This window comes from Ensifer meliloti (genome assembly GCF_030064585.1).
Taxonomy (GTDB): domain Bacteria; phylum Pseudomonadota; class Alphaproteobacteria; order Rhizobiales; family Rhizobiaceae; genus Sinorhizobium; species Sinorhizobium meliloti.
This window is the reverse complement of sequence record NZ_CP120365.1, coordinates 1,268,652-1,294,842: the sequence shown is the minus strand read 5'-3', so window position 1 is coordinate 1,294,842 and position 26,191 is coordinate 1,268,652. Positions and strand designations below refer to the sequence as shown.

The window sequence follows — 26,191 nt, the reverse complement described above, 5'->3', positions numbered from 1 at the left end:
TCAAACCTCCCGTATGGAAATCGCTGATATCTGCCGCCCGTAATCAGGCTCCTGCCTGTGCGTCGTTCGGCGATAGGAGAAGAAGCGGTCTTCGTCCGCATAGGTGCAGATGCCGAGATTTTCCGCAGTCACGCCGGCCTCGGCCAGCCGCCGGACCGTCAATCCGGGAAGGTCGAACATGGCATGGCCGTCGCGGCCCGACGGCGTGAAAAACGACGCATAGCTTGCCTCAGTGGCGACGAAGCGGGCTACGAATTCGGGGCCGACCTCGTAGTGGCTCCGGCTGATCGACGGTCCGAGGCAGGCGATGATGCGCTCGCGGCGGGCACCGAGCGAGATCATAGCCTCGATGGTGCTTTCGAGCACGCCACCGAGCGCGCCCTTCCATCCGGCATGGGCGGCACCGATCACGCCTGCTTCCGGATCGGCGAAAAGGACCGGGCCGCAATCGGCGGAGAGAACGCCGAGGACGATGCCGGGCGTTGCCGTCACCAGCGCATCGGCATCCGGCCGCGCGCCGTCGTAACCGGCGTCGACGATGATCGCGTCAAGCGAATGGACCTGGTGCACCGTGGCAAGCCGTCGTGGCTCGGCGCCGAACCAGCGGGCGACCCGGGCTCGGTTCTCGCCGACCCGTTCCCGCTCGTCGTTCGAGCCGAGACCGACATTCAAACCGCGGTAGATGCCCTCGGAAACGCCTCCCTGGCGCGTGAAATAACCATGTGCGATTGCCGGGCCTGCCTTTGCGCCGAAGAGCGGGCTCTGCACAGGGGATAGCGAGGCATCATCCTGCATTCGGTGTTTTCGCCCTCGTGTTTTTCTAAGCTTCGTTGGAATTGAGGGCGCGTTGCGGCCCGTCGACTTGCAGCTGATTTGCCGGCGCGATGTTGACCCGGCAGGCGGGGACTGTCAATTGCCCTGCCGGGGCGAGGGACCCGAGGCGGCGCACGGCCGGCTTTAAGACGCCTTCTTCCGGAAGGGCGCCAAGGCGACTTCCGGACTGCTTACCACCAGCACCTTGAACAGCTCTCCCATCTTTCCCGCGCCGGAGCCCGCAAGCCGCTCGGCATCGTCGCGGATGCTTTCCTGAGTCGTCTCGTCCTTGTCCCGGCCGAGGGTCGCGGCGCGTTCCAGGAGGCCGAGGCCGACCAGGAAATCACCCTGACGGGCAAGTCCGTTGATCTGCACGCCCTCCGCTTTCGCACGGCTCGCCAACTGCTCGAAATCGACATGGCTGGTCAGGTCGGCGAGACCGGGATTGGCAAGCGGCGGATCATATTCGTGATTGCGGACGGCCTGCAGCGTGTCGCCGTAGCCGGTCGCCAGATGGCCGTAGTCGATAATGATCGCCGTGCCGCCGCCGGCGCGGAGGCGCTCGCAGAGCGCGGCCATCACCGCGTCGCGGGCGGGGGAGATCTCGAAGATCGTGCCTTCCGCGACGGCTGGCGCGGGAGAGGGCAGCAATGCGGGATCGACGCCGGCAATGCCTGCAGCAAAGGTCAATCGGCCCTCCGCATCGAGGCCGACCATGCGCTCACGGAACCCTTGTGCGGTCCGCACGAACTGACGGATCGGAATTGCGTCGAAAAGTTCGTTCGCAGCCAGGAGCAGGAATCCGGAGGGGAGGCTGTCGAAGCTCTCATGCCAGCGGACCTTGCCTTCGTGTTCGGCCAAGGTCTCGGCCTGCAGCCTGCGAAGCCGGTCGCTGGTTTCGACGAGATGAACGGTCGCTGTCCGGTATAGTGCCGGCGCCAGCCGCCGGATGACGCGGAGCATGTCGGACATCATCGTGCCGCGGCCCGGACCGATCTCGGCGATAATCGCGTCCTCAGGCGTGCCGTGCTGCTGCCATGCATGCACGAGGAATATGCCGATCATCTCCCCGAAGAGTTGGCTGATCTCCGGCGCGGTGGTGAAGTCGCCCGCCCGTCCGAACGGTTCGCGGACGCGATAATAGCCGTGCTGCGGATCGGCAAGGCAGAGGGAGAAATAGTCGGTCACGCTGATCGGCCCGTTGGTCCGGATCAGCGCCTTGATCTTGTCGGCGAGACGATTCGTCATGACTTGTCCAGTCAAGCGGCGGCAGCCGCGCTGCGCGCCCGCGCAATGGCCCAGATTCCGACCAGTGCCATCGGCAGTGAAAGCACCATGCCCATGGTAAGCCAGTCCCCCGCAAGATAGCCGATCTGTGCGTCCGGTTCGCGGAAGAACTCTACGAAAATGCGGCTCGCGGCATAGCCGCAGACGAAGATGCCGGTGACGAGGCCGGGCATTTTCAAGGCTCTGCGGCGATAGACGAACCAGGCGAGCACGACGAGAAGCACAATGCCCTCCAGGGCCGCCTCGTAAAGCTGACTCGGATGGCGGGCGAAGGGGCCTCCCGTCGGGAAGACGACCGCCCAGGGCATCGAGGACAGGCGGCCCCAGAGTTCTCCATTGATGAAATTGGCGATGCGCCCGAAGAAGAGCCCGATCGGCACCACTGCTGCCACGACGTCGAACAGGCTCCAGAGGGGGATCGCGTTCCTTCGCGCAAAGATGATTATCGCCAGGGTCGTGCCGAGAAGGCCCCCATGGAAGGACATGCCGCCGTTCCAGAACTGGATCGCGCGGACGGGATTCTCGAGGATGGAGCCGAGATCGTAGAAGAGGATGTAGCCGATGCGCCCGCCAAGCACGATGCCGCCGGCCGCCCAGAGCAGGAAGTCGTCGAGCTGCGCCAGGTTGAAGGGGGCGGTGCCGTTGCGCCAGAGCGAAGCGTTCTGGATTATGCGGCGCGCATAGAGCCATCCGAGCAGTATACCCGCGACATAGGCCAGCCCGTACCAGCGCACGGCGAGCGGCCCTATCGTGAAGATGACGGGGTCGATTTCGGGGAAGGGTAGGATGGCGAGGCGGGTCGCGATTGTTTCCAAGGTCTTCTCTCGTGCCGGACCGATGATTTCGGCGGAACATGACGAGCGAATCCGGCGCGGTCAAGCACCGCTGCCGCCGCGCAACGACGCCCCAGCCTCTTTCGAACGTAGAAAGGCGGCCGCAGCACGCTATACTGCCCCATTGCCTCATCGCGAATTCAAGGGTCCTGGAGAACGATGAGCGGCGTCGCGGACGTCATTTTCCTTGCATCCTCACTCCGGGGACCCTACCTGAAATCATGAGCTCCGCCGCATGTGGCGGGATGGAAATGGAGACCGGAAAGATGAGCACAGGCGCCAACCGTATTCTCGATGATCTCGCCCGGCTGATGACGGATGCGGCGGGCGCGGCCCAAGGGGTGCGGCGCGAGGTCGAGGCGGCATTCCGGGCGCAAACCGAAAACTGGCTGAATTCGCTCGATGTCGTGAAGCGCGAAGAGTTCGAAGCGGTCAAGGAGATGGCCGCACGGGCACGGGACGAAAACGACGCTCTCCTTGCTCGCATCGAAGCGCTGGAAGCACGTTTGGCCGCGACCGGTCCGGCGGCCGCCGACATCACGACGGGCAAGTAAAAGAACCTGCCTCACGCCGGCCTTCGATCGTCGTCGACCATCGAACCGCGTGCCTTTGCGGTTCTCACGGAGGCGGATGCGGCGCGGGGCCAATCGGTCACCCCGCCGTCGCCCGACGCATTTCACTTCGCTGGCGTCACGGTTAACAAAAACTGAAAAGTTTTCCACCTGTGGACACTGGCAAAAAACCTTTATCGCAGAGTCGTTTAAGCAGCCGCGCTGAATCAGAATCATAGCGCGGGGCGCTATTCTTCCCGGCAATTTTTAGGCTCAGGGGCTGGCACGCTGACTCTGCCGTTATACACTGATTTTAAATGATGATTCGACACGGACCATGCAAGCTCCGGGCAGGGTAAGTAAGCCAGGATAGTCGCAGGTCCAGCAATCATAGTGTGTTCGTATCCGGTACTGGGTTTGCAGTGTTGCGTCCTGTGAGCGTGACTTTGCGCGCCTTAGCCGCGCCTTTAGGGTGATGCATGAGCCTTTTGGAAATGGAAGCCGAGCGCCAGTCCAACCCGGTCGATATGATCGAGTTCGTTGCCGCGAACAATGACTGGTCCTTCGAGCGATCCGGCGAAGACGAGATCGCCATGACCGTCGAAGGCAGGTGGGCGGACTACCATGTTTCCTTTTCCTGGATGGAGGAGTTCGAGGCGCTGCATCTGGCGTGCGCCTTCGACATCAAGGTGCCGGACAGCCGCGCAAACGAGGTGATCCGGCTTCTGTCCCACATCAACGGTCAGGTGCTGATGGGCCATTTCGATCTTTGGCGCCAAGAAGAAGTCATCATCTTCCGGCAATCTCTGTTGCTCGCCGGTGGAGCGGAACCGACCAACCAGCAGGTCGAGGTGCTCCTTTCGAACGCGCTCGACGCCTGCGAGTCCTATTTCCAGGCGTTCCAGTTCGTCGTTTGGTCGGGCATGGATGCGCAGCGCGCGGTCGACGCGGTATTGTTCGAGACCGTTGGGGAGGCATGAAGTGAGCATTGCCGTTTCGGGTCCGATTGTGCTCGTCGGCGCCGGCAATATGGGCGGCGCCATGCTCGCGGGCTGGCTGAAAAGCGGAGTGCGTAGCAGCGACGTTCTCGTCATCGATCCGGGCCCGTCACCGGCGATGGCAAAGCTCCTGGCGGATAGCGGTGTGCAACATGCGACCTCCGCTCCGGCGGGCGGTAAGGCGGGCGTGATCTTCCTCGCGGTCAAGCCGCAGGTGATGGAAACGGTGCTGCCACCCCTGAAAGGGCTCGTCGGTCCGCAAACCGTGATCGTTTCAGTGGCCGCCGGCAAGACGCTGGGTTTCATCGAGCGGCACCTGGGTGAGGCGGCGACGGTGCGCGCAATGCCGAATACGCCGGCCATGATCGGACGCGGTGTGACCGGCGCCTTCGCGAATGCTCGCGTCAGCGAGGCCCAGTGCGCGCTGGTGCATGATCTGCTGAAGGTCAGCGGCCCGGTCGAATGGGTCGGGAGCGAAGCGGATATCGATGCCGTGACCGCCGTCTCCGGCAGCGGCCCGGCCTATGTCTTCTATCTCGTCGAGTGCATGGCGGAGGCCGGGCGCAAGGCCGGACTCGAGGCGGACCTAGCCATGCGTCTTGCTCGGGAAACCGTCGCGGGGGCTGGTGAACTCCTCCATCAGTCCCCCGACGATGCAGCGCGCCTGCGGCAGAACGTCACTTCGCCCGGCGGTACCACGGCGGCTGCGCTGGCGGTATTGATGGCGGATGACGGCATGCAGCCGCTCTTCGACCGGGCCATTGCGGCGGCGCGCAAGCGCGCGGAAGAGCTGGCCGGGTAATTCCTGGCGAGACAGCGTGTCCCGCAATTCACTCTGAAGTTGTCGCAATCGTTCACGCTTTTGGTCGTATGTCGAATCAGCCCATCGACGTGATCCGGGGAACATTCATGACCGAAATCATTTCCTATGCCGATTTCGAGCGCGTCGACATTCGTGTCGGTACAATCGTAGAGGCGGAGCCCTTTCCCGAGGCACGCAAGCCGGCAATCAAGCTCAAGATCGATTTCGGCCCTGGCATCGGCATCAAGAAATCCTCCGCGCAAATCACGGTGCACTACAGGCCCGAGGAACTCGTCGGCAGGCAGGTTCTGGGTGTCGTCAATTTTCCGCCGCGCCAGATCGGCCCCGTTCGTTCCGAGGTGCTCACGCTCGGCTTCGAAGACGAGGCCGGCGCGATCGTGCTCGCATCCACCGACAAGCCGGTGCCGAACGGCAAGAAGTTGATGTGATCTTCCCCGTATTTACGTCGGCACACGCACCGTCGCTCGCAGGCCGCCGAGGGGGCTGTCTGCGAGCGTGACATTTCCGCCATGGCTGCGGGCGATGTCGCGGGCAACGGCGAGGCCGAGGCCGGTGCCGGAACTGTCGAGATTGCGGGCCTCGTCCAGACGGAAGAACGGTTTGAACACGTCTTCGCGTGACCGTTCGGGAATGCCCGGTCCGTCGTCATCGACGGTGATGGTCAACCATTTCGCGCTCTGGCGCGCCTCGATGTGCACGGTGTTCGCATAGCGATAGGCGTTGGACGCGAGGTTGGAGACGAGCCGCGTGAAGGCGTTCGGCCTCACGTGAATTTCGTTCTCGCCCTGGATCGCGGTTGTCAGCGTCTTGCCATACAGCTCCGCCTCCGCCGCAAGCCTGGCCATCAGATCGCTGAGTTTCAGCCGGCCGACATCCTCTTCCGCGTCTCCTCGGGCGAAGGCGAGATAGCCTTCCAGCATGTTCTGCATGTCCTCAACGTCCTGGTTGAGGCTCTCGAGGTCCGGATTGTTGCCCACAAGTGCCAGCTGCAGCTTGAACCGGGTCAGGATCGTCCTCAAGTCGTGGCTGACGCCGGTCAGCATCGCGGTGCGCTGTTCGATCTGGCGCTCGATCCGCTCGCGCATCAGGATGAAGGCGAGACCGGCGCGCCGGATTTCATTGGCACCCCGCGGTGCGAAATCGTCGATCTTCTGTCCCTTGCCGAAGCTCTCCGCTGCGCTTGCCAGCGCCAGGATCGGCCTGATCTGCCCGCGCAGGAAGAGAATGGCGATCGTCAGCAAGACGAGCGATGCGCCGACCATCCAGACGAGAAAGATGTGTGTGTTCGATGCATAGGCCTGATTGCGGCGGGCATAGACCCTGAGAATGCGGTCGTCTTCAAGCTTGATGCGGATTTCCACGATCTTCGAATTGCCGACGGTATCGATCCAGAAGGGACGCCGGATCTGGTCCGAAATCTCCTCGCTGAGGATCTGGTCGAGGATTTCGAAGAAGGGCTTGGGACGCGGCGGCGGCAGCTCTCCGCCCGGCTCGACGGTTATGTTGAGGTCGAGCTGATCGCGGGCGATGCGGACGATCTGGTCGATATCGCCCTCCCGCGGGAAGGTCGTGATCAGGTCGACGATGGCGGCGATGTCGTTGGTCACCGCCGAGGAGAGGCGCTGGGTGACGAGTTGCCAGTGCCGCTCCATGAACACGAAGGCGACCACGGACTGTAGCAGCACCATCGGGATGACGACGATCAGAATCGAGCGCGCGTAAAGACCCATCGGCAGCCGGCGCCGCAGCCAGCGGACCACGCGCTTCCAGCCGCCGTCCGCGGGTGTCGTTCCTTCGCGCTTCAAACCGTCAAAGCTTGCCATGGCCCTTGATCCGGCCCTCGTTTCTGGCCCATCGTCAGTCAACGCTCAGCCGGTAACCGATGCCGCGAACGGTCTGCAGCCATACGGGGTTGGAAGGATCGTCCTCGATTTTACGCCTTAGCCGGTTTATCTGCACGTCGATCGTGCGCTCGCCGACCTCGGCGTCGTCGCCGATCAGCTCGTGGCGCGGAATGGTTTCGCCGGCGCGCTGCGAAAACAGCGTCATGATCTCCTGCTCACGGTCGGTGAGGCGAATATGGTCGGCCCCGCGGCGCAGTTCCTTGCGCACTACCGAGAAGGTGTAGGGCCCGAAAATAACCTGATCGACCTTGTGTGTCTGTGTCGGCTGGTTGCGGCGCAGGATGTTGTTGATGCGGAGCACGAGTTCGCGCGGCTCGAAAGGCTTCGGCAGGTAGTCGTCGGCGCCCGCCTCCAGCCCTTCGATGCGCGAATTCGCCTCCGCCAGGGCCGTCAGCATGATGATCGGCACGGACTTGATCTGCCTGAGACTTTGCGTCAGAGCGATGCCGCTTTCCCCCGGCATCATCACGTCGACGACCAGAAGATCGAAATCGATGCCTATCAGCTTTCGCCGGGCCTCGTCGGCATCGGCTGCCGTCGTTACGCGAAATCCCTGTTCGACCAGATAGCGGTTGAGCAGGTCGCGGATGCGCCGGTCATCGTCGACGACCAGAAGATGCGCCGCATCGTCGGAGACTGTCGCCTTTGCTATCATCATTCGGTACCCTCATTGCCGGTCAAGCCGGAAAGGCTGCGCCAAAAATGCCGGAGACCGTGCAGCACATGCGCCGCGGTCACCCATTCTCATTCAAGGGGCTACCCGTTTTGCCACGAACGACGAGCCGACGTCCAATCAGACGCGCACAGGTCGCGTAACATTTTGAATCGTTGTGTGACTCTCGGGCGCCTTCCCTGCAGCGCCGCACGTCCGGCGGCCGCGCAATGGCCGCTGTAGCACTTAAGCCGCTGCATGTTTTTCTCCTTCAATGGGCGAGGATCAAACGAAACATGCAGTGGATCAGCCCGCAACGTCATTCATCATATTGGCGAGAAACCGCTTCACGGTTTCCCGCGCACCCGGTCCGGCCTTTGCCAATGCATCGGCTATGCGGCGGGACTGTGGCTCGGCAAGCGCCCGCGCCAGGGCCTGGCCGTCCGGTGTCGTGTAGAGCATGCGCTGCCGCCGGTCTTCGGGACCGGTCACCTGCCGGATATAGCCGGAATCGATCAACTGCTTGAGGACGCGGGCAAGGCTCTGCTTGGTGATCTTCAGCGTTTCAAGAAGATCCGCGACCGTCATGCCGGGTTCGCGGTTGACGAAATGCACGACGCGATGATGCGCGCGGCCGAATCCGCTCTTCTCGAGAATGGCGTCCGGGTCGCCGGTGAAGTCGCGATAGGCAAAGAAAAGCAGCTCGATGATCTCGAAATCTATCGTGTCCACATCTTCGCCAGCGCTGTCGCTTATGCTCTTGTCCCTGATCTGGCCGACCACGCGGTCATATCCTTTCAATCGAAATGCCGTTCGAAACATACCGCAATATATGTCAGTCTGGTTGACATATTTCCATCGAGTCGCAGGCATCCAGATCGAAGACGTGCAAATTTACGCATATCGCGCCTCGGCGATACGCAGAAAAGGCGGCCGCAGCCGCCTTTTGCCTTGCGATGGATGTCGCCTGAAGGCTCACGCCTGCTTGCCGACGAACTGCCCGACAATGCCGTTGAGAACGCCGCCGCCGATGAGGGCGCCGATGGCCTGCATGGCCAGACCGGTCGCGGCGGCCTCTCCGCCAAGCATCTGGATCAGGAACCCGCCGCCGAGGCCGCCGATGGCTCCGACGATCGTGCGTGCCACGACTCCGAATGCCTGCTGCTTCAGCATGGCGCTGGCCGCGTTTCCGCCAGCTGCCCCCGCAATCAACTGGGTAATGATAGGCACTAATGCTTCCATCGATCCCTCCGTCCTGCGACCCCTCATCCAGAGCCGCGACATACCGGACAACCCGGCACGGGAAGGTTGAAGCCGAAGGGGAGATTTGTCAATTTTGCCACCACTGGTGTCGGCCACAGGTGACGATCCGGAAGCGGGGCTGGGGGATAGTCGTTTGAGTTGTTTCGGGAATTCGTTTCGGGGCGCGCGAGAGGGCACGAGGAGCCGCGAAGCCGCACCACTCGTGCCCTCTACTCTCGGCGCGTTTTGGACGGGTGATTCGCCGTGACGCAGCGTTTTGCAATTGACGCTGCGCCACCATGCCTTTTCCCTTTTCGCCTGACGCTCAGCGATAGACGTAGACGACCCTTCTTGTGCCCGGATCGACAAGGACGGGCTGGCCATTGATGGTCACGTACTGATACTCGTAATCAGGAATGGGCTGGACGGCCACCGTGTTCGGCAGCGTGGCACCGACCACGGCTTCGCCCTCTACATAGACGGTGTCGACCGGATTCTCGGTGATATAGGTGCGCACCGTGGGAGGCGGAGTCACCGCTTCGACCTCCTCGACCGGACCCACCAGTTCGAGCGGTTCGGACGGCGCCACCACGGTCTCGCCCTCATAGGCGACCGTAGGGACCGAGAGTTCCGTGCGGCGCTCCTGGATAATGGCGGTCGTGCCGCCCATGTCCGTCGCCAGGTAACGGGCGTAAGCCCAGCCGCGCAGGCCGTTGACGTCTATGCGGCACCAGTTGCTTCCCTCCATGCAGCCATCGAGCACGGCAGCGCTGCCGCGTGTGGCGACGCCGACCGCAGGGTATTGGGGGCCCGGTCCGGCACGCACATTAAGGTCCGTCAGCGTCGTTGCGCTCATTTCGGCATAGGCTGCGGGAATGGCGGCGAGCATCGCACCGGCTGCCAAAGCCGCTCTGAGCGAGGCCGCTTTGAACAGAGTCGGAGAGAGAGTCTTCATCATCTTGCTCCTCTTTCATTTGCAGGCCAGAACGCGCCGCGCCTCAGGGATGTTCCCCCCGTGACATCACGAAATGTGAGGATGAAACATATTGCCGTCGTCAAGCGTTGCCCGGGCTGACGGAAGCTGACGAAGTCTTCCCTATATTGTTCGCCGGCAATGCGCGGCCGATTTATCGATTTCTGCCCGACACAGGCTGGCTCCAGCCGGGAGTGACGAGATGCAAGGTGAGTTATCGGACGATGCCAAGCTTGCTGCCAAGCGGTTGCGTCCGCTGGTGGTGGTCGTCGTGACAGCGAAGCTCGTGGTTTCGGTGCTGCTGCTCGCGACGGTGCAATATTCGCCGCCGGCTTCGGAAATCGTGGCACTGCGCTGATTTGCGCTGTCATACCGCTCGCTTATCGCTATAGCTGGGAAAACGGCCTGGATCGGGAAGGGCTTCTCACTTCCAGGCCACCTCACGAGCAAGAGCGAGGCATGGTCCGATGTTACAGGCAGGCATTATCCCGGTAACGCATTTCGAGCAGAACTGTACGGTCCTGTTCGATAGCGAGACCAAGGAAGGCGTGGTCGTCGATCCCGGCGGCGACGTCGACATCATCCTGCAGACGATCCGCGAAAACGGCATCGCGTTGAAGGCTATCTGGCTCACACACGGCCATATCGATCACGCCGGCGGCGCCAAGGAATTGAAAGAAGCACTGGGGCTCGACATTGTCGGACCCCACAAGGACGACCTGCCGCTGCTCGAACGCCTGGAGGATCAGGCGGAGCGCTTCGGCCTCGCGATGAAGGTTCAGAACGTCGTGCCGGACCGCTGGCTTGAAGAGGGCGATACCGTCTCCTTCGGCGACCACGTTTTCGAGGTCTTGCATTGCCCCGGCCATGCGCCCGGTCATGTGGTCTATTTCAACCGGGCACAAAATTTCGCCCATGTCGGCGACGTGCTTTTTCACGGCTCCATCGGCCGTACCGACCTGCCGGGCGGCAATCATCAGCAGCTTCTGGATTCGATCCGGGACAAGATACTGCCACTCGGGGACAATGTGGGCTTCATCTGCGGCCACGGCCCGGGCGGGCAGATCGGCGAAGAGCGGCGCACCAATCCGTTTCTGCGCGGTCTTTGACCGGTGCGAAAATGAAAAGGGCGCATGACTTCTCCAGTCATGCGCCCTTTCGGTTCGTACGCGGCGGCTTTCAGCCGGCGTTGCAGAAATGGCTGCGGCCGTCATAGCCGACGAAGGTTCCGCTGTCCGGATTGAACGAGCGATAGCGCTGCGAGCAATAGCGATACCAAGCCGGTGTCCAGGGCTCGAGGCCGTAGGTCTCGACCGCCACCGGACGATAGACGGGCCGATAAACCGGGCGCGGACGATAGACGGGGCGGGGCTCGTAATAGTCGGGCTCCGGATCGATATAGACCCGCTCGCCGTAATAGCGCGGCGGCGGCGGCGAGGCGATCGCGCTGCCGATGAGCGCGCCCGCGGCCAAGCCAACTGCGCCCGCTACCCATGCATCGTCGTTATTGCGATGGCGGTGCCCTGCCTGGGCGGTGCCGAAGGTCGGGATAACGATGGCGGCCGCGGCGACCGACAGGACGGCTGCTTTGATGAATTTGTTCATGGGCTTCAATCCTATGCATGCGACCGGATGGTTTCCGGATTTCATGATGAACAAAGTCTATATAAGCCAAACTGAACGGAGCCTGAACGAAAAAACCCGGCAGAACTGCCGGGCTCGAACTTAACTTTCAGCAGAGAACAGCGTTAGCCGACGATCTGCAGGTTGACCGCCTTCGGTCCCTTGCCGCGGCGATCCGGCTCGGTGTCGAAGGACACCTTCTGGTTTTCCGTGAGACCGCTCAGGCCCGAGGCCTGCACGGCAGAAATATGTACGAAGATGTCCGCGCCACCGTTTTCAGGCTTGATGAAGCCAAAGCCCTTGTCTGTGTTGAAGAATTTTACAGTGCCAGTCTCGGCCATGCGTCAGGTCCTTTCTCTCCACCCGCGTTGCGGGCAGCATTGCAGTTTTGCCCGATATGGGCGTGGGGGCAGTTCTCGACAATTGAGGAAAGGGTCCTGGTTATCGCGACCAGCCGCAGGAAGGAATAACAGCCTCCCCCCGTTGGCCGCCCGGAGTGGGTTGCGTCTCCGGCCCGCTTTTATTCAAGATCTTCCCGTGTTCGCAGATTGCCCGAACACAGTAAGAGTGATGGGTTTATTTTGAATTGGCAAGCAAAACTTTTCTGACGAGGTATTGCGTCTTCTCATTGCTCAAAAAGAGGTCAGTTGGTCGTTTTGACTCGCGTATTCAAAAAGCATTGCAAGCTGTTGAATTCAAAGCTTTTCGACCTAAGATTAGGGCGCGGCAGGATCATTTGCGCCAAATTCCGTCGCTCATGGGTATGCCGCAACTTTGTGCAGCCTGGTTTCCCGGTCCAAGCGGCTGATATCGCTTGTCGTTCACGCAGCGCACGGTTCCGAGGGACCATCGCCTTCATGCCTACAGAAAAACTGCAGGATATATTGCCGGCTCAAGCGAAATTCGCCGTTCCAAGCAAAATTGAGGGGTTTCGGAGAGTATTAGTAGTATTAACCCGGGCGCCAAGCGCGCGGAGAAATTGCACGGAACGGCCAGCAGAAGCCGCTGTTCAGACAGCGGCTTGCGCGGCCTCGCGACGTTTCTTCGTCAGTTCCGGCACGAGCTCGACCGCAAGCATCGCCAGGAAGATGACGGCGCAGCCGACGTAGCCGACCGGAGTGATGCTCTCGCCGAGCAGCAGCACCCCGAACAGGGCGGCGAAGAGCGCTTCGCTCGAGAGGAAGATGGCAGCCTGCGGCGCCGTCGTATAGCGTTGGCCTACGACCTGGCAGATGAAAGCGATGCCGCTTGAAAAAATACCGGCGTAGAGGATCTGCGGGAGGGCGCCGTTGATCGCATCGAGGCTCAGCGGCTCGAACAGGCCGGCCAGTACGCAGCCTGCAACGGCGCAGACGGCGAACTGCGTCATCGACAGGAGCATCGGCCGGCCCGTGGCCGGAGCGAACAAGCCGACCAACATCAGCTGAACCGCCCAGAACAGGGCGCAGACGATCGTCAGCATGTCTCCGCCGGTCAGCGCCGAGAGCGCGCCGCCGCTCAGGAGAAAGATGCCGAAAGCCGCGAGCAGGGCGGCCGGCCAGATGACCCAGTGCGGCCGGCGGCGCAGGAACACGACAGTCAGTACCGGCACGAATACCACGTAGAGCCCGGTCAGGAAGCCGGAATTGGTGACGGTGGTGGTGAGCAGGCCGTATTGTTGCGTGACGGCTCCGCCGAAAAGCGCCAGTCCGACGAAGACGAAGTTGCGCATGGCGTTTCGCGGCAAGGGCGTAGCGGCCTGCTTCTTTTCAAGGAGTGCCAAGGGCAGTGCCACGAGTGTCGCGATCGCAAAACGCAGGCCGATGAACCAGAGCGGTCCGATCGCGTCCATCGCCGTCGACTGCGCTACGAAGCCCGCACCCCAGATTGCACCGGAGAACAAGAGGAAGAGATTGGCTTGAATGCGAGTCACCGCTTGGCTCCGGGGTCGTGGTCCTGCTCACGGGAGGCGCGCGATCTTCGCGCCATATTCCGCGACTTTCGAGAATCACCCCGAAGCCATGTTGCTCAGGTGATTGCGACCTCGCTCTATCAGTTGCGATTTTTGCGGGCAAGCCGCTCCGTGTTGCCGTCAGGCCCGACAGCCGTTCCCCAGCGGGCTCATTGCGTCGGAGCTTTGGAGACCCTGAGCACTGCGCCGTCCTCCTCGTCGGTGACCATGATCAGAGCCCCGTCGGAAGCGACGATGACGTCGCGGATGCGGCCGAATTCTCCGTCGAACAACCGTTCCTCGTTGGTGACGGCGCCGGTCTCGTCGCGGTCCAGGCGGGCAAGCAACTGGTACTTCAGTGCAGCGACCAAAAGGTCGCCGTTCCACTCCGGAAACATGCTGCCGCGGTACACGGCGATCGCGCCGGGCGCAATCGATGGGTCCCAATAGAAGAGCGGCTGCTCAAGACCTTCCTTCGCGGTGCCTTCGCCGATCTCGACTCCGGAGTAATCCTTGCCGAAGGTGATCACCGGCCAGCCGTAATTTCTGCCCGGCTGCGGGTTGTTCACCTCGTCGCCGCCGCGCGCGCCGTGCTCGACGGTCAAGAGCTTGCCGCCTTCGGGGTCGAAGGTGATGCCTTGGGGGTTGCGGTGCCCTATGGACCAGATTTCCGCCAGCCCGCCGGTGCCGCCGCGATAGGGATTGGAGGCGGGAATGCTGCCGTCGGCGTTGATGTGGAGGATCGAGCCGGCATGGTCGCGGGAGTCCTGGGCGCGTTCGCCTTCGCCGCGATCGCCGATGCCGAAGAACAGGCTGCCGTCCTTGTCGATGGCGATGCGCGACCCGAAGTGCTGCCCCTTCCGGGTGAACTTGTTCATCCGGAAGATCTCCTTCACTTCCGTCAGGCTCTGCTCGTCCTGCGAAAGAGCCGCCCGCACGAGGACGGTGCCGTAGCCGCCATCACCGCGGACGGAGAGAGTGAGATAGAGTGTCCTGTTCGTTGCGAATTGCCGATCGAGGGCGACGTCCAGAAGGCCGCCCTGGCCGTGTGCGGCCGCTGTGGGCACCCCCTTGATCGCAGCCGACAGCTTGCCGTCGCGCAGGATGCGCAGCCGGCCCGGTCGTTCGGTGACGATCAGCGCCCCGTCGGGCATGGCTTCGACCGCCCAGGGATGCTCCAGTCCGGAGGCAAGCGTCTCGACGAGGACGGTTCCTGTCTGCGTGGGAAATTCCCGCGTCTCCTGCGCGGCGGCAGGGGACGAGGCGAAGGCGAGAAAGAGCGAGACTGCAGCCGCCATCGGGAATGCAAATACTGTTGCTATGTCCCTTGAGCCGCCAGCATTCCAGCGCGTGTGCCGCATCGCATTCCTCCGGTCCGTCCGTCTGCGAATATGCATCGTGCCGTCTCGGAGGTCCGAACGCGCGAGCAACGCACAAACTGGAGCGGCACGCACCGGCCTTCAAGTCAAATCGGATCAAAACGGCTTTATCGCACCGACCCTGTGGTGAGCGGTCCCGGCGCTTCTCGGATCGCCTCGAGGCGCGTCGGCTGGGGTTCGCGTTCCGTCGCGGGAGGATGTCGTGCTTCGTTTCTCTGGAGCAGGTACTGCGCGACCTCGTCTTTGGCCTTCATGTAGAAGCCTTTACCGACGAGCATCAGGCCGGCAAGGGCGAAAAGGGCGACAATGGCCACGACGACCGTCTGGATCGCCGACAGTCGTGCGAAGAGGTCGGCGCTCGGCTGCGACCCGTTATCGTTGTCAGCCATGGCGCCCGGCCTCGGACTGGACGTGAGCCGTCGCGGGCTGCTGCCCGATGTCGGCTTGCGTAGTCACCTGCGTCATCAATCCGAGGACCATCACGATGCAGGCCGCAAGTGCGGCGAGCGCGATATAGAACCCCCAGCGTGCCTCGTTGCGGCGGGTGCGCGAGGCGGCGACTTCATCATCGAGAAACATAGCATACCCCCAAGATGCCGATGCATCCGCATCGCGAAATGGCGCTTGGAAATCGGCTCTTGCGGGACGGAATTGCGGCGCGCTGAGACAGTTGTTGTGGCGAAAAAAAGGCACGCTCGGCCGCGAAAAAAGCGGCGGAGTGTCCGGGCGGAGGCGCGTCGACCGGTGTGCGTCGGCAGCCGCTCGGCCGCATGAGGTCAACCGGTTTCGATCGATTGCTTTGATCGCACCTATGAAACTTTGTCATGGTGACGCATTTTGCGCTGCCTTGCCGCCGTTTTTCGCCTGAAGCGCTTGCAAGACCGGGCGTCTTTCGACATAGACCTAACCGCTATGGAACCCCGGTTTTCCGTTCCGTAGCGCCTCACGCCGTCTCGAAACGATCAGGAAACACACCATGGCCTTCCTTGCCGATGCCCTTTCCCGTGTAAAGCCTTCCGCCACCATCGCTGTTTCGCAGAAAGCCCGCGAGTTGAAAGCGAAAGGCCGCGATGTCATCGGCCTCGGCGCAGGGGAGCCGGACTTCGACACGCCTGACAACATCAAGAAGGCCGCGATCGACGCGATCGATCGCGGCGAGACGAAGTACACGCCGGTCTCCGGCATTCCGGAACTGCGCGAAGCCATCGCGAAGAAATTCAAGCGCGAGAACAATCTCGACTACACCGCGGCGCAGACGATCGTCGGCACCGGCGGAAAGCAGATTCTCTTCAACGCCTTCATGGCGACGCTCAACCCGGGCGACGAAGTGGTGATTCCGGCACCGTACTGGGTCTCCTATCCGGAAATGGTGGCGCTGTGCGGCGGCACACCCGTCTTCGTCCCGACCAAGCAGGAAAACAATTTCAAGCTCAAGGCCGAGGATCTCGACCGCGCGATCACGCCGAAGACCAAGTGGTTCGTCTTCAACTCGCCGTCCAACCCCTCGGGTGCGGCCTATTCGCATGAGGAGCTCAAGGCGCTCACGGACGTTCTCATGAAGCATCCGCATGTCTGGGTCCTGACGGACGACATGTACGAGCACCTGACCTATGGCGACTTCAGGTTCGCGACCCCGGTCGAAGTGGAGCCCGGCCTCTACGAGCGCACGCTGACGATGAACGGCGTCTCCAAGGCCTATGCGATGACCGGCTGGCGCATCGGCTACGCGGCCGGGCCGCTTCATCTCATCAAAGCGATGGACATGATCCAGGGCCAGCAGACTTCGGGCGCCGCCTCGATCGCGCAGTGGGCGGCCGTCGAGGCGCTCAACGGTCCGCAGGACTTCATCGGGCGCAACAAGGAGATCTTCCAGGGCCGCCGCGATCTCGTCGTCTCGATGCTGAACCAGGCCAGGGGCATTTCCTGCCCGACGCCGGAAGGCGCCTTCTACGTCTATCCGTCCTGCGCCGGGCTGATCGGCAAGACCGCGCCTTCGGGCAAGGTGTTCGAAACGGATGAGGATTTCGTCTCCGAGCTTCTGGAGACCGAAGGCGTGGCTGTGGTCCACGGCTCGGCCTTCGGCCTCGGCCCGAACTTCCGCATCTCCTACGCGACTTCCGAGGCGCTGCTGGAGGAGGCCTGCCGCCGCATCCAGCGCTTCTGCGCCGCCTGCAGATAATTCTCCTGCAGACCGACATGAAGAAGCCCGCCGTCACCGGCGGGCTTCTTCATGTTCAGAGCTTGATTCAGCGATCTGCCAGTCCGATTCAAGCAGCAGTCCTACCCCATTGAAACAGAATCATTTTCGCTTCCGGATCACTTCGACGACGGCGGAGATGTCGTCGCCGTGGCCGCCACTGTCGACGCGGTCGCCCGCCAGCCGTAACATGGGTCGCATGAAATCGGGGGCGACGCCCTGTTCTTCGCTTGCTCTCACGATGTTCTCGAGCGCGATCTTCTGCATGGCGATGTTGGAGACGACATCGCGGCCGTGCATGCCGCTATCGATCTTGCCGGCGAGATCGGGCAGGGTACCGCTCATCGCCTCGATCCAGGGCAGGAGCAGCGGCAGGAAGTCGACTGCCTTGCCTCCGGCGCTGGTCACCAGCGCGCTCGCGTGCAGGAACCCTGAGAAGAGCCCGTACATGCCTGATAGCAGCGCTATGTCGTAGAGCGAAGCCAAACCCTCGTCCTCACCAAGGTGACGGCTTTCGGCAAGGGCTTCGAGGGTTGAACTGTGCCGATCGAATAGCGCACGCGAGCCGCTGTAAAGGATCAGGGCGCCGGCCCCGCCGATCATCGGCGGGATCGCCATGATCCCCCCGTCGAGATAGATCGCTCCCCTTGCCGCCAGCCACGTGCCGAGTTCCCTGGCGTCACCCGGCGTGCCGTTGGTCAGGTTGAGGAGGTCACGGCCGGCAAGCGCCTCCTGCGCCTGTTCCAGGACCGCACGTGCGGCGGGGTAATCGACGAGGCAGAGGATGGTGAGCTCGCTCGCCGCAATTGCTTCGGTCGGGCTTTCCGCGATCTTCGCACCGGCGCCGGCAAGCGGCTCGGCGCGCGATCGCGTCCGGTTCCAGACCGTGACGGTATGGCCGTTCTTGAGAAGCGTTCGTGCAAGCGCCGTACCCATGGCGCCCAAGCCGAAAATTGAAATGCTGCTCATTGATTGTACCTTTCTCGAAATCATTCAGGCGGCGGTCGAGAGCTTCTGGCCGAGACCGCCGTCCACGGCGAGTTTCGCCCCGGTCGTGAAGGTCGCCTCGAAGGCGAGGAAGAGCACGGCGCACGCCACTTCATCCGCGGTGCCGTTGCGCTTCATCGGCGTGATGTTGTCGCCGAGCGTCTTGAACTCGGCGCGCTCGGCTTCGGTGATGCCGGCGACGCCCTTGGTCGGCGTATCGATGAAGCCGGGGCTGACGCTGTTGACCCGGATACCGCGCGGCAGAAGCTCGGCGGCGAGCACGGATGCGAAGGAGACGAGTGCCGCCTTGCTTGCGCTGTAGACGCTCATGCCCGGATGGCCGCCCTCGTCGGCGACGGAGGAGGTGAAGACGATCGATCCGCCTTCGCGGATCAGAGGCGTCAGCCGCTGCACGGTGAAGAAGGCGCCCTTGGTGTTGACGGCAAACTGGCGGTCATAGGAGGCCTCGCTCACCTGATCGAAGGGCTCCAGTTCCGAGACGCCGGCATTGATGTGCAGGAGATCGATCGCTCCGAGCGTCTGACCGGCGGCCGCACCGAGCACGGCGATTTCGTTGAGATCGGCGATGTCCGAGCGCAGTGCATGCACGCGCGGGCCGAACTCCTCCCTGATGCGGGCGATGTTGCTCTCGTTGCGGCCCGTGAGCAGTACCTCGGCGCCGCCCTCTACAAGCCGTCTCACGGTCGCCAGGCCCATGCCGTGGGTCCCGCCGATGACGATCGCCTTCTTTCCCTGATAGTTGCCCATGTCCGTTTCCTTTCGGTTCAACAATGATGATGAATAGATGCACTTGTGGACGAACTTGTGCTAGATGGCTCTGTGTGGACCTATCGTCCATGTTTGTGGATGATGGAAAGCCATGGCCAATCTCAACGACTTCACGTTCTTCGTTCACGTCGTGGACCACGGGGGGTTCGCGCCCGCCGCGCGCGCGTTGAACCTGCCGAAATCGACGCTCAGCAAGCGCGTGGCCGAACTCGAAAAGGATCTCGGCGTGCGGTTGATCAACCGCACGTCGCGTCATTTCGCGGTGACCGAATCCGGCAAGGATTTTTACCGCCACGCGGCGGCGATGATGATCGAGGCGGAAGCGGCGGAGAATGTCGTCAGGGGCAGACTTGCCGAACCGAGCGGCACGGTGAGGATCACGGCTTCGGTGCCGACCGCGCAGCTGTCGCTGGCGCCGCTCTTGCCGCAGCTCGCACTTGCCTATCCGAAGCTGCGCGTGACGCTGCATGCGACGGACCGCTTCGTCGATGTCATCCAGGAAGGCTTCGATCTTGCCGTGCGAGATCATTTCGCACCGCTGCCGGATTCCGGCCTCGTCCAGCGCCGCATCGGATTCCAGGCTAAGCTGATCGTCGCCTCACCGCTCTATTTGCAAGGGAACGGCACTCCCGAACGCCCGGAGGATCTCGATCATCATGATGGGCTGCTCACGTCGCTGGCGTCCGAAGGCTGGGTGATGGAGCGCGCCGATAGGTCGACCGTGTCGGTCTCGCCGAGGCCGCGTTTCGTGGCCGACGAATCCCGCGTCCTGCGAGAAGCAGCTCTCGCGGGTCTCGGCATCACCACCCTGCCCGGCAAGCTTTGTCAGCAGGAGATCGAAAGCGGCACGCTTATCCGCATTCTTCCCGAGTGGACCGCCGGCAAGGTGATGACGACGATCTTGATGCCGCACCGGCGCGGGCAGCTTCCCTCCGTGCGGGCAACGGTCGATTTCATCGCCGAGCGTCTCGTCGACGGCTGATGCAGGAAGGCCCGCACGAGGCGGGCCTTGAGAACAACTCAGCGCTCGGCGAGTGCCGGTTCGCCTTTCTTCTCGCGAATGAGATTCAGGAAGCGGCGGAAGAGATAATGGCTGTCCTGCGGGCCTGGCGATGCTTCCGGGTGATGCTGGACGGAGAAGACCGGTCTGCCGTCGACGCGCAGGCCGCAATTGGTGCCGTCGAAGAGCGAGATGTGAGTCTGTTCAACACCTTGCGGAAGCGAGTTCGCATCGACCGCGAAGCCGTGGTTCATCGAAACGATCTCGACCTTGCCGGTGGTGTGGTCCTTGACTGGGTGGTTGGCGCCGTGGTGTCCCTGGTGCATCTTCTCGGTCCTGGCACCGAGCGCCAGTGCCAGCATCTGGTGGCCGAGGCATATGCCGAAGACGGGGATGTCCGTCTTGAGAAGGTCCTGAATGACCGGCACGGCATATTCGCCCGTCGCGGCCGGGTCGCCCGGGCCGTTCGACAGGAAGATGCCGTCCGGCTTGAGCGCCAGGACTTCCTCGGCGCTCGTCTGAGCCGGGACGACGGTGACACGGCAGTTCAGGTCGGCGAAGAGGCGGAGGATGTTGCGCTTGACGCCGTAGTCGAGAGCCACGACGTGATAAGCGGCGTCGGTCTCGCCCAGCGTCGAGTATCCCTCGTTCCAGACCCAGGGCTTCTCGTTCCAGCGGTAGGACTGGCCGGAAGTGGCGACCTTGGCGAGATCGAGGCCCTCGAGGCCGCTCCAGGCCTTTGCCTCGGCTTTCAGCGCCTCGACGTCGAAGACGCCTGCCGGGTCGTGGGCGATGACGGCGTTAGGCATGCCGTTTTCGCGTATCCAGGCCGTCAGCGCCCGGGTGTCGATGCCGCAGAGCCCGATGATGCCGCGCGCCTTCAGCCAGGCGTCGAGGTGCTTGGCTGCGCGGTAGTTGGAAGGCTCGGTGATGTCGGCCTTGAAGATGACGCCGACGGCACCGTGGCGGGCGGCAGGCGTCAGATCCTCGATGTCCTCGTCATTGGCGCCGATATTGCCGATATGCGGAAAGGTGAACGTGACGATCTGCCCGAGATAGGAGGGGTCGGTCAGGATTTCCTGGTAACCGGTCAACGCCGTGTTGAAACAGACCTCGGCCTGAACCTTCCCGGTCGCGCCGATGCCCTTGCCTTCGATCACCGTGCCGTCGGCCAGAACGAGCAGGGCAGTGGGTTTCTGGATTGTCCATGCGGGTGTCGCGGTCATCGTCTCTATCCCGTTGTGGCCGAAAGCGAGGCTTGAAAGCCGGTCGGTTCAGGGCCATTTCAGATCGCATGCGGCATGGCGCGCGGAAACCCCGCGGGAGAAAGTTCATGCCGATGTACGTGCAGGTGCCGGAAAATAGCCAAAGGCTCTGGCAAGGTCAACCAGCCGCTGTGAATTGTATGGAAATAAAATGCCTTATAATTCAATCGGTTGCCAAAGACGTTTGATTGTACCTGCCGCACTGGTTTAAGACGATGACAAAAGAACGCATCGAACCGGCCCCGCAGATAAAGCCCTGGGGTCGGTTTCGACATGGAGTTAAGACATGCGCGAGCATTTCGCCAATGCACTGAAAGAAGCCCTCAAGGCCAAGGATACCCGGCGCGTCTCGACCGTCCGGCTCATCCAGGCCGCGATCAAGGACCGCGACATCGCCAATCGCGGCCACGGCAAGGACCCGGTCGGCGACGACGAGATCCTGCAGATCCTTGCGAAGATGATCAAGCAGCGCGAGGAATCGGCCCGCGTCTATGACGAGGGCGGGCGGCCGGAGCTTGCCGAGCAGGAGCGGCAGGAAATCGCCATCATCAACCAGTTCCTGCCGGAGCAGCTTTCCGAGGAAAAGGTCAAGGAAGTCTGCGCCAAGACCGTCGCGGAAATCGGTGCGCACGGGCTGCGCGACATGGGCAAGTGCATGAACGCCCTGAAAGAGCGCTATCCGGGCAAGATGGACTTCGGCAAGGCCTCCGGGGTGGTCAAGGACCTCCTGAAGTAAGCCGCAGCGCCCGCTTCGGCGGGCGCGCCTTCCCTGGGCGGCTGGCGGCAAACGACCCGCGCCGCGCCGGCCGACAAGCGTTACCCCCTTGGCTTTAGCACATGCCTGTGAATAACGGGCAAGGCGCAGGCTGCCTGTGGCTTCCTTCGGCCATGCAGCTTATATGGAGGTTTGCGTGCATGTCGTTGCCCGAAGCCGCTGCACGGGCTCGGGCGACATGCAGTAGAGGTAACCATGCGCTTTTCACCGTCCTTTCTCGACGAGATACGCGACCGCGTCCCCATTTCGGACGTGATCGGCAAGCGCGTCACCTGGGACCGGCGCAAGACCAATGTTTCGCGCGGCGATTATTGGGCCTGCTGCCCGTTCCACGGCGAGAAATCGCCGAGCTTCCACTGCGAGGATCGCAAGGGCCGCTATCATTGCTTCGGCTGCGGCGTTTCCGGCGATCATTTCCGCTTCCTGACCGAGCTCGAGGGCATGAGTTTTCCGGAGGCCGTGCAGCAGATCGCCGATCTGGCGGGCGTCCCGATGCCGCAGCCGGACCCGCAGGCCGAGCAGCGCGAGCGCGAACGTACGAGCCTGCTCGACGTCATGGAACTGGCGACGCAGTTTTTTCAGGATCAGCTTCAGACGGCGAACGGGGCAAAGGCGCGCGCCTATCTGCGCGAGCGCGGACTGACCGGCCGCACGATCGAGACGTTCCGTCTCGGTTTTGCACCCGACAGCCGCAATGCGCTGAAGGAGTTTCTGGCCGGCAAGGGGATCGGCAAGGAGCAGATCGAGGCCTGCGGCCTCGTCGTGCACGGCGACGGCATTCCGGTCTCCTACGACCGCTTCCGCGACAGGATCATGTTCCCGATCCCGTCCGCGCGAGAAAAGGTGATCGCCTTCGGCGGGCGCGCCATGTCGCCGGACGCCCCGGCCAAATATCTGAACTCCAACGAGACCGAGCTCTTTCACAAGGGCAATGTGCTCTTCAATTTCGCCCGCGCCCGGCGGGCCTCGCAGGGTGCCGATGGCGCAGGCACGATCATTGCCGTCGAAGGCTATATGGACGTGATCGCGCTTCATCAGGCGGGGATAGAAAATGCCGTTGCGCCGCTCGGTACGGCGCTTACCGAAAATCAGCTCGATCTATTATGGAAGATGACGACCCAGCCGGTGCTCTGCTTCGACGGCGACGGCGCCGGTGTCCGCGCCGCCCATAGGGCCGTCGATCTCGCGCTGCCCCATTTGAAGCCGGGCCGGTCCGTGCGCTTTGCCCTGTTGCCGGAGGGCAAGGACCCGGACGATGTGGTGCGCCATGACGGACGCGAGCCCTTCGACAAGGTGCTCGCCAATGCCCGCTCGCTGGCCGACATGGTCTGGCAGCGCGAGGTGCAGGGCGGGGATTTCGACACGCCGGAAAAGCGCGCCGAACTCGAAGCGCGGCTGCGGCAGGTGACCTCGGTAATCGCCGACGAGAGCGTGCGCCGCCACTATGGGCAGGACATGCGCGACCGCCTGAATGCGTTTCTCCAGGGGAGCGCGCCGTTCAGAGGCGAAAGGCGGCCGTTCGAGCGGGGCGGGAGGCAGGCGGGCAGGCAGGGCGGCAGGGGCTGGTCGCCGGCTCCCAATCCGGTCATGGGCGCGGCCGTGGAGGCTGGGACCGCCGGTAGTTCCAAACTCAATCAGATGCTGAAGGCCGGCGGCTCGCTTCGCCCGCCGGTACTTCGCGAGAGCGTGCTTGCATTGACGATCGTCAATCATCCGCAATTGCTGTTCGACGAATATGACGAGATCGCCACGATCGAATTCGACCACCGTGATCTGCAGCGCTGCTGGGCTGCGGTTCTGAACGCCGCGGCGGCGAACGGATTGCGGCTGACGCGGGAAACCCTGATGGAGCAGCTTGAGGCGGAGGGTTTCTCAGCGCTGATCGGCGCCCTGGACCAGCAGGTGCGCTATGCGCGGCTCTGGACGGCAACGGCGGCGGCGGCTCCGGAGGATGCGCGCGAAGGTTATCTCCAGGCCCTGACGCTTCATCGGCGGACGAAGGCGCTGCTCTGGCAGAAGCGGGAGCTCGAGCGGGAGATCGCGGAAGCCACGGCCTCCGAAGACGTGGAGCAGGGTCAGCGGCTCGTGCGCGCCATGGAGGAGGTGCAGCTCGAGCTGCACCGGATGGACAAGCTCGAAGCGATCATCGAAGGCTTCGGCGTGCTTTCCGGCCGCGTCAAGGGGCCGGCGGCTCGGTAGCCGATACTCTCACGACGGGCAGGTTGAGCAGCGGACCGAGCGGGTTTGCCTTCGATCAGCCGCGGCTCCATACTGCGTGCTCCCGATGAAAGCGATTCCATGCCCGAAAGCCACAACACCGGCCGCCTGTTCGAAACGGAAGGCGTCAGCAATCCCCTCGATCTCCTGAAGCGTATCTACGGTTATTCCACCTTCCGCGGCCAGCAGCAGGCGGTCGTCGACCATGTGGTTGCCGGTGGCGATGCCGTCGTGCTCTTTCCGACGGGGGCGGGAAAATCGCTCTGCTTCCAGATCCCGGCGCTCTGCCGCCGGGGCGTCGGCATCGTCGTTTCGCCGCTGATCGCCCTGATGCGCGATCAGGTGGAAGCGCTGAAGCAGCTCGGCATCCGGGCCGCGGCACTCAACTCTTCATTGACGCGGGGCGAGGCGATTGCGGTCCGCCGCGCACTTTCGAGAGACGAACTCGATCTCCTCTACGTGACGCCGGAGCGCGCCGTCACCGATGGCTTCGCCGAAATGATCGCCGATGCCGATATCGCCCTTTTCGCGATCGACGAGGCCCATTGCGTATCGCAATGGGGACATGACTTCCGCCCGGAATATCGCGGCCTCGGCTGCCTCGCCGAGCGCTTTCCCGGTGTGCCGCGCATCGCGCTTACCGCCACCGCGGATCCCCACACGCGCGACGATATGATCGAGCGGCTGGGACTCGGCGGGGCGCGCGTTTTCGCTTCCAGCTTCGACCGCCCGAATATCGCCTATGAGATCGTGGAACGCGATCAGCCTCGCCAGCAATTGCTGCGCTTCCTGTCGCGCTTCAAGGATGCAAGCGGCATCGTCTATTGCCTGTCGCGCGCGAAGGTCGAGGACACGGCGGAATGGCTCGATGCACAGGGCATCCGTGCGCTTCCCTATCATGCCGGCATGGAGCGGGCGGCGCGCGACGCGCATCAGGATGCATTCCTCAAGGAGGAAAACCTGTGCCTCGTCGCAACCGTCGCTTTCGGCATGGGAATCGACAAGCCGGATGTGCGCTACGTCGCCCATCTCGATCTCCCGGGCTCGGTCGAGGCCTACTACCAGGAGACGGGGAGGGCGGGTCGCGATGGTCTGCCTTCTGAAGTGTGGATGGCCTATGGCATGGCGGATGTCATTCAGCGCCGGCGGATGATCGACGAGGGCGGAGCGCCCGAGGAAATCAAACGCATCGAGCGGGCGAAACTCAATTCGCTGCTTGCCATCTGCGAGACGGCAGGCTGCCGGCGCCAGGCCATCCTCGCGCATTTCGGGGAGGCTCATCCGGGCGGCTGCGGTCATTGCGACACCTGCCTGAAGCCGGTCGAGACCTGGGACGGCACGGAAGCGGCGATCAAGGCCCTTGCCGCCGTCTACCGCACCGGAGAGCGCTTCGGAACCGGCCATCTGATCGATGTGCTTACCGGCAGCGTCAACGAGAAGACGGAGCGCTTCGGCCATGTCGACATGCCGGTCTTCGGGGCCGGCAAGGACCTGCCGGCGCGCACCTGGCAATCGATCTTCCGGCAACTGCTCGCCGCAGGGCTGATCTCCGTGGACCACGGCGCCTTCGGAGCGTTGAAGCTCGAGCCCGAGGCCCGCAGCGTCTTTCGCCGCGAACGGCAGGTGCTCTTCCGCAAGGACCGTCCGAGTTCCGGCAAGGCCAAAACCGCACGCGGGTCGAAGCCGACCAGCGAACGATCGGACCTCGCGGGATCCGATCTCGAGCTGTTCGAGCGGCTCCGGTCCGAGCGCCTGTCTCTCGCCCGCGAGACGGACGTGCCGCCTTATGTCGTCTTTCCGGATACGACCCTGATTGCGCTTGCCAAACGGCGTCCGCGCGATTTCGAGGAGCTGCTCGACGTTCCCGGCATCGGCGAGAGCAAGCGGGAGAGATATGGCGAAGCGTTTCTCGCTGTGATCGAGGCGTTCGAGGGCTAATGTCGAATGATCATC

General features: G+C 62.9%; 28 protein-coding genes. 11 read left to right on the top strand and 17 right to left on the bottom strand.

The features are described from left to right. The 3 genes from pgeF to lgt form a co-directional block, all read right to left on the bottom strand. Nucleotides 1–795, bottom strand: a complete 795-nt coding sequence (gene pgeF, locus PZL22_RS13360; RefSeq protein WP_003532881.1) for a peptidoglycan editing factor PgeF — start codon at nt 793–795, stop codon at nt 1–3. A 162-nt stretch (nt 796–957) separates the two neighbouring features. Beyond that, nucleotides 958–2,061: a class I SAM-dependent methyltransferase gene (locus tag PZL22_RS13355; protein ID WP_003532883.1), complete on the bottom strand. Its 1,104-nt coding sequence runs from the start codon at nt 2,059–2,061 to the stop codon at nt 958–960. An 11-nt stretch (nt 2,062–2,072) separates the two neighbouring features. Then, nucleotides 2,073–2,915 carry a prolipoprotein diacylglyceryl transferase gene (gene lgt, locus PZL22_RS13350; RefSeq protein ID WP_003532886.1) on the bottom strand — a complete coding sequence of 281 codons (843 nt, stop codon included), beginning with the start codon at nt 2,913–2,915 and terminating at the stop codon, nt 2,073–2,075. 284 nt (nt 2,916–3,199) lie between these two features. On the opposite strand from lgt, the gene PZL22_RS13345 reads away from it, so the two are divergent. The 4 genes from PZL22_RS13345 (at nt 3,200) to PZL22_RS13330 (ending at nt 5,733) form a co-directional block, all read left to right on the top strand. Further along, nucleotides 3,200–3,487: an accessory factor UbiK family protein gene (locus PZL22_RS13345; protein ID WP_010969867.1), complete on the top strand. Its 288-nt coding sequence runs from the start codon at nt 3,200–3,202 to the stop codon at nt 3,485–3,487. 476 nt (nt 3,488–3,963) lie between these two features. Continuing rightward, nucleotides 3,964–4,464, top strand: coding sequence for a type III secretion system chaperone family protein (locus PZL22_RS13340; RefSeq protein WP_003532890.1), 501 nt, complete (start codon nt 3,964–3,966; stop codon nt 4,462–4,464). Between the two features lies 1 nt (nt 4,465). After that, nucleotides 4,466–5,284, top strand: coding sequence for a pyrroline-5-carboxylate reductase (gene proC, locus PZL22_RS13335; RefSeq protein ID WP_003532891.1), 819 nt, complete (start codon nt 4,466–4,468; stop codon nt 5,282–5,284). 107 nt (nt 5,285–5,391) lie between these two features. Beyond that, complete coding sequence (locus tag PZL22_RS13330) at nt 5,392–5,733, top strand: tRNA-binding protein (RefSeq protein WP_003532898.1); 342 nt, start codon at nt 5,392–5,394, stop codon at nt 5,731–5,733. Between the two features lie 12 nt (nt 5,734–5,745). Here the strand turns inward: PZL22_RS13330 and PZL22_RS13325 are convergent, their stop codons facing one another. The 5 genes from PZL22_RS13325 to PZL22_RS13305 all read right to left on the bottom strand — a co-directional run bounded on the left by PZL22_RS13325 (nt 5,746) and on the right by PZL22_RS13305 (nt 10,058). Then, a complete protein-coding gene (locus PZL22_RS13325; protein ID WP_003532899.1) occupies nt 5,746–7,128 on the bottom strand; it encodes an ATP-binding protein in 1,383 nt (460 codons plus the stop codon). A 34-nt stretch (nt 7,129–7,162) separates the two neighbouring features. Then, nucleotides 7,163–7,867 (bottom strand): response regulator, encoded by a 705-nt coding sequence (locus PZL22_RS13320; RefSeq protein ID WP_003532900.1) that lies wholly within the window; start codon nt 7,865–7,867, stop codon nt 7,163–7,165. A 300-nt stretch (nt 7,868–8,167) separates the two neighbouring features. After that, nucleotides 8,168–8,683 carry a MarR family winged helix-turn-helix transcriptional regulator gene (locus tag PZL22_RS13315; RefSeq protein WP_017263267.1) on the bottom strand — a complete coding sequence of 172 codons (516 nt, stop codon included), beginning with the start codon at nt 8,681–8,683 and terminating at the stop codon, nt 8,168–8,170. Nucleotides 8,684–8,836: 153 nt separating this feature from the next. Further along, nucleotides 8,837–9,103 carry a hypothetical protein gene (locus PZL22_RS13310; RefSeq protein ID WP_010969864.1) on the bottom strand — a complete coding sequence of 89 codons (267 nt, stop codon included), beginning with the start codon at nt 9,101–9,103 and terminating at the stop codon, nt 8,837–8,839. A 325-nt stretch (nt 9,104–9,428) separates the two neighbouring features. Continuing rightward, entirely contained in the window at nt 9,429–10,058 is a 630-nt protein-coding gene (locus PZL22_RS13305; protein WP_013844741.1) for a DUF1236 domain-containing protein, read from the bottom strand. Nucleotides 10,059–10,278: 220 nt separating this feature from the next. Here PZL22_RS13305 and PZL22_RS13300 point away from each other — a divergent pair, with 220 nt between their 5' ends. Together PZL22_RS13300 and PZL22_RS13295 are read left to right on the top strand one after the other, a co-directional pair. Next, on the top strand, nt 10,279–10,434 hold the full coding sequence (locus PZL22_RS13300) for a hypothetical protein (RefSeq protein ID WP_003532904.1): 156 nt from the start codon (nt 10,279–10,281) through the stop codon (nt 10,432–10,434). A gap of 109 nt (nt 10,435–10,543) precedes the next feature. Continuing rightward, nucleotides 10,544–11,185 carry an MBL fold metallo-hydrolase gene (locus PZL22_RS13295; RefSeq protein ID WP_003532905.1) on the top strand — a complete coding sequence of 214 codons (642 nt, stop codon included), beginning with the start codon at nt 10,544–10,546 and terminating at the stop codon, nt 11,183–11,185. Between the two features lie 70 nt (nt 11,186–11,255). On the opposite strand, the gene PZL22_RS13290 is transcribed toward PZL22_RS13295, so the two are convergent. The 6 genes from PZL22_RS13290 to PZL22_RS13265 all read right to left on the bottom strand — a co-directional run bounded on the left by PZL22_RS13290 (nt 11,256) and on the right by PZL22_RS13265 (nt 15,587). Next, nucleotides 11,256–11,681, bottom strand: a complete 426-nt coding sequence (locus PZL22_RS13290) for a BA14K family protein (RefSeq protein ID WP_003532907.1) — start codon at nt 11,679–11,681, stop codon at nt 11,256–11,258. A 143-nt stretch (nt 11,682–11,824) separates the two neighbouring features. Next, nucleotides 11,825–12,040 (bottom strand): cold-shock protein, encoded by a 216-nt coding sequence (locus PZL22_RS13285; protein WP_003532915.1) that lies wholly within the window; start codon nt 12,038–12,040, stop codon nt 11,825–11,827. Nucleotides 12,041–12,708: 668 nt separating this feature from the next. Then, on the bottom strand, nt 12,709–13,611 hold the full coding sequence (locus PZL22_RS13280; protein WP_003532917.1) for a DMT family transporter: 903 nt from the start codon (nt 13,609–13,611) through the stop codon (nt 12,709–12,711). A 188-nt stretch (nt 13,612–13,799) separates the two neighbouring features. Beyond that, complete coding sequence (locus PZL22_RS13275) at nt 13,800–14,990, bottom strand: PQQ-dependent sugar dehydrogenase (protein WP_003532919.1); 1,191 nt, start codon at nt 14,988–14,990, stop codon at nt 13,800–13,802. Between the two features lie 125 nt (nt 14,991–15,115). Further along, nucleotides 15,116–15,397 carry a hypothetical protein gene (locus PZL22_RS13270; protein WP_003532922.1) on the bottom strand — a complete coding sequence of 94 codons (282 nt, stop codon included), beginning with the start codon at nt 15,395–15,397 and terminating at the stop codon, nt 15,116–15,118. Next, nucleotides 15,390–15,587 (bottom strand): hypothetical protein, encoded by a 198-nt coding sequence (locus PZL22_RS13265; RefSeq protein ID WP_003532924.1) that lies wholly within the window; start codon nt 15,585–15,587, stop codon nt 15,390–15,392. Before PZL22_RS13265 ends, PZL22_RS13270 begins: the two co-directional genes overlap by 8 nt. Before the next feature lie 397 nt (nt 15,588–15,984). Here PZL22_RS13265 and PZL22_RS13260 point away from each other — a divergent pair, with 397 nt between their 5' ends. Then, on the top strand, nt 15,985–17,187 hold the full coding sequence (locus PZL22_RS13260; RefSeq protein ID WP_003532926.1) for a pyridoxal phosphate-dependent aminotransferase: 1,203 nt from the start codon (nt 15,985–15,987) through the stop codon (nt 17,185–17,187). 120 nt (nt 17,188–17,307) lie between these two features. On the opposite strand, the gene PZL22_RS13255 is transcribed toward PZL22_RS13260, so the two are convergent. Together PZL22_RS13255 and PZL22_RS13250 are read right to left on the bottom strand one after the other, a co-directional pair. Continuing rightward, entirely contained in the window at nt 17,308–18,174 is an 867-nt protein-coding gene (locus PZL22_RS13255; protein WP_003532930.1) for an NAD(P)-dependent oxidoreductase, read from the bottom strand. A gap of 24 nt (nt 18,175–18,198) precedes the next feature. Then, the gene (locus tag PZL22_RS13250; RefSeq protein ID WP_284718691.1) at nt 18,199–18,960 is read right to left on the bottom strand and encodes an SDR family oxidoreductase; all 762 of its coding nucleotides are present in this window, start codon (nt 18,958–18,960) and stop codon (nt 18,199–18,201) included. A gap of 112 nt (nt 18,961–19,072) precedes the next feature. Between PZL22_RS13250 and PZL22_RS13245 the strand changes: the two genes are divergently transcribed. Continuing rightward, complete coding sequence (locus PZL22_RS13245) at nt 19,073–19,963, top strand: LysR substrate-binding domain-containing protein (protein WP_284718690.1); 891 nt, start codon at nt 19,073–19,075, stop codon at nt 19,961–19,963. Between the two features lie 38 nt (nt 19,964–20,001). Here the strand turns inward: PZL22_RS13245 and carA are convergent, their stop codons facing one another. Further along, complete coding sequence (carA, locus tag PZL22_RS13240; protein ID WP_003532934.1) at nt 20,002–21,207, bottom strand: glutamine-hydrolyzing carbamoyl-phosphate synthase small subunit; 1,206 nt, start codon at nt 21,205–21,207, stop codon at nt 20,002–20,004. 325 nt (nt 21,208–21,532) lie between these two features. Between carA and PZL22_RS13235 the strand changes: the two genes are divergently transcribed. The 3 genes from PZL22_RS13235 (at nt 21,533) to recQ (ending at nt 26,176) form a co-directional block, all read left to right on the top strand. Beyond that, entirely contained in the window at nt 21,533–21,982 is a 450-nt protein-coding gene (locus PZL22_RS13235; protein ID WP_003532937.1) for a GatB/YqeY domain-containing protein, read from the top strand. A 234-nt stretch (nt 21,983–22,216) separates the two neighbouring features. Further along, a complete protein-coding gene (gene dnaG, locus PZL22_RS13230; protein ID WP_003532940.1) occupies nt 22,217–24,220 on the top strand; it encodes a DNA primase in 2,004 nt (667 codons plus the stop codon). Between the two features lie 45 nt (nt 24,221–24,265). Then, on the top strand, nt 24,266–26,176 hold the full coding sequence (recQ, locus tag PZL22_RS13225; protein ID WP_284718689.1) for a DNA helicase RecQ: 1,911 nt from the start codon (nt 24,266–24,268) through the stop codon (nt 26,174–26,176). Nucleotides 26,177–26,191: the final 15 nt, after the last annotated feature.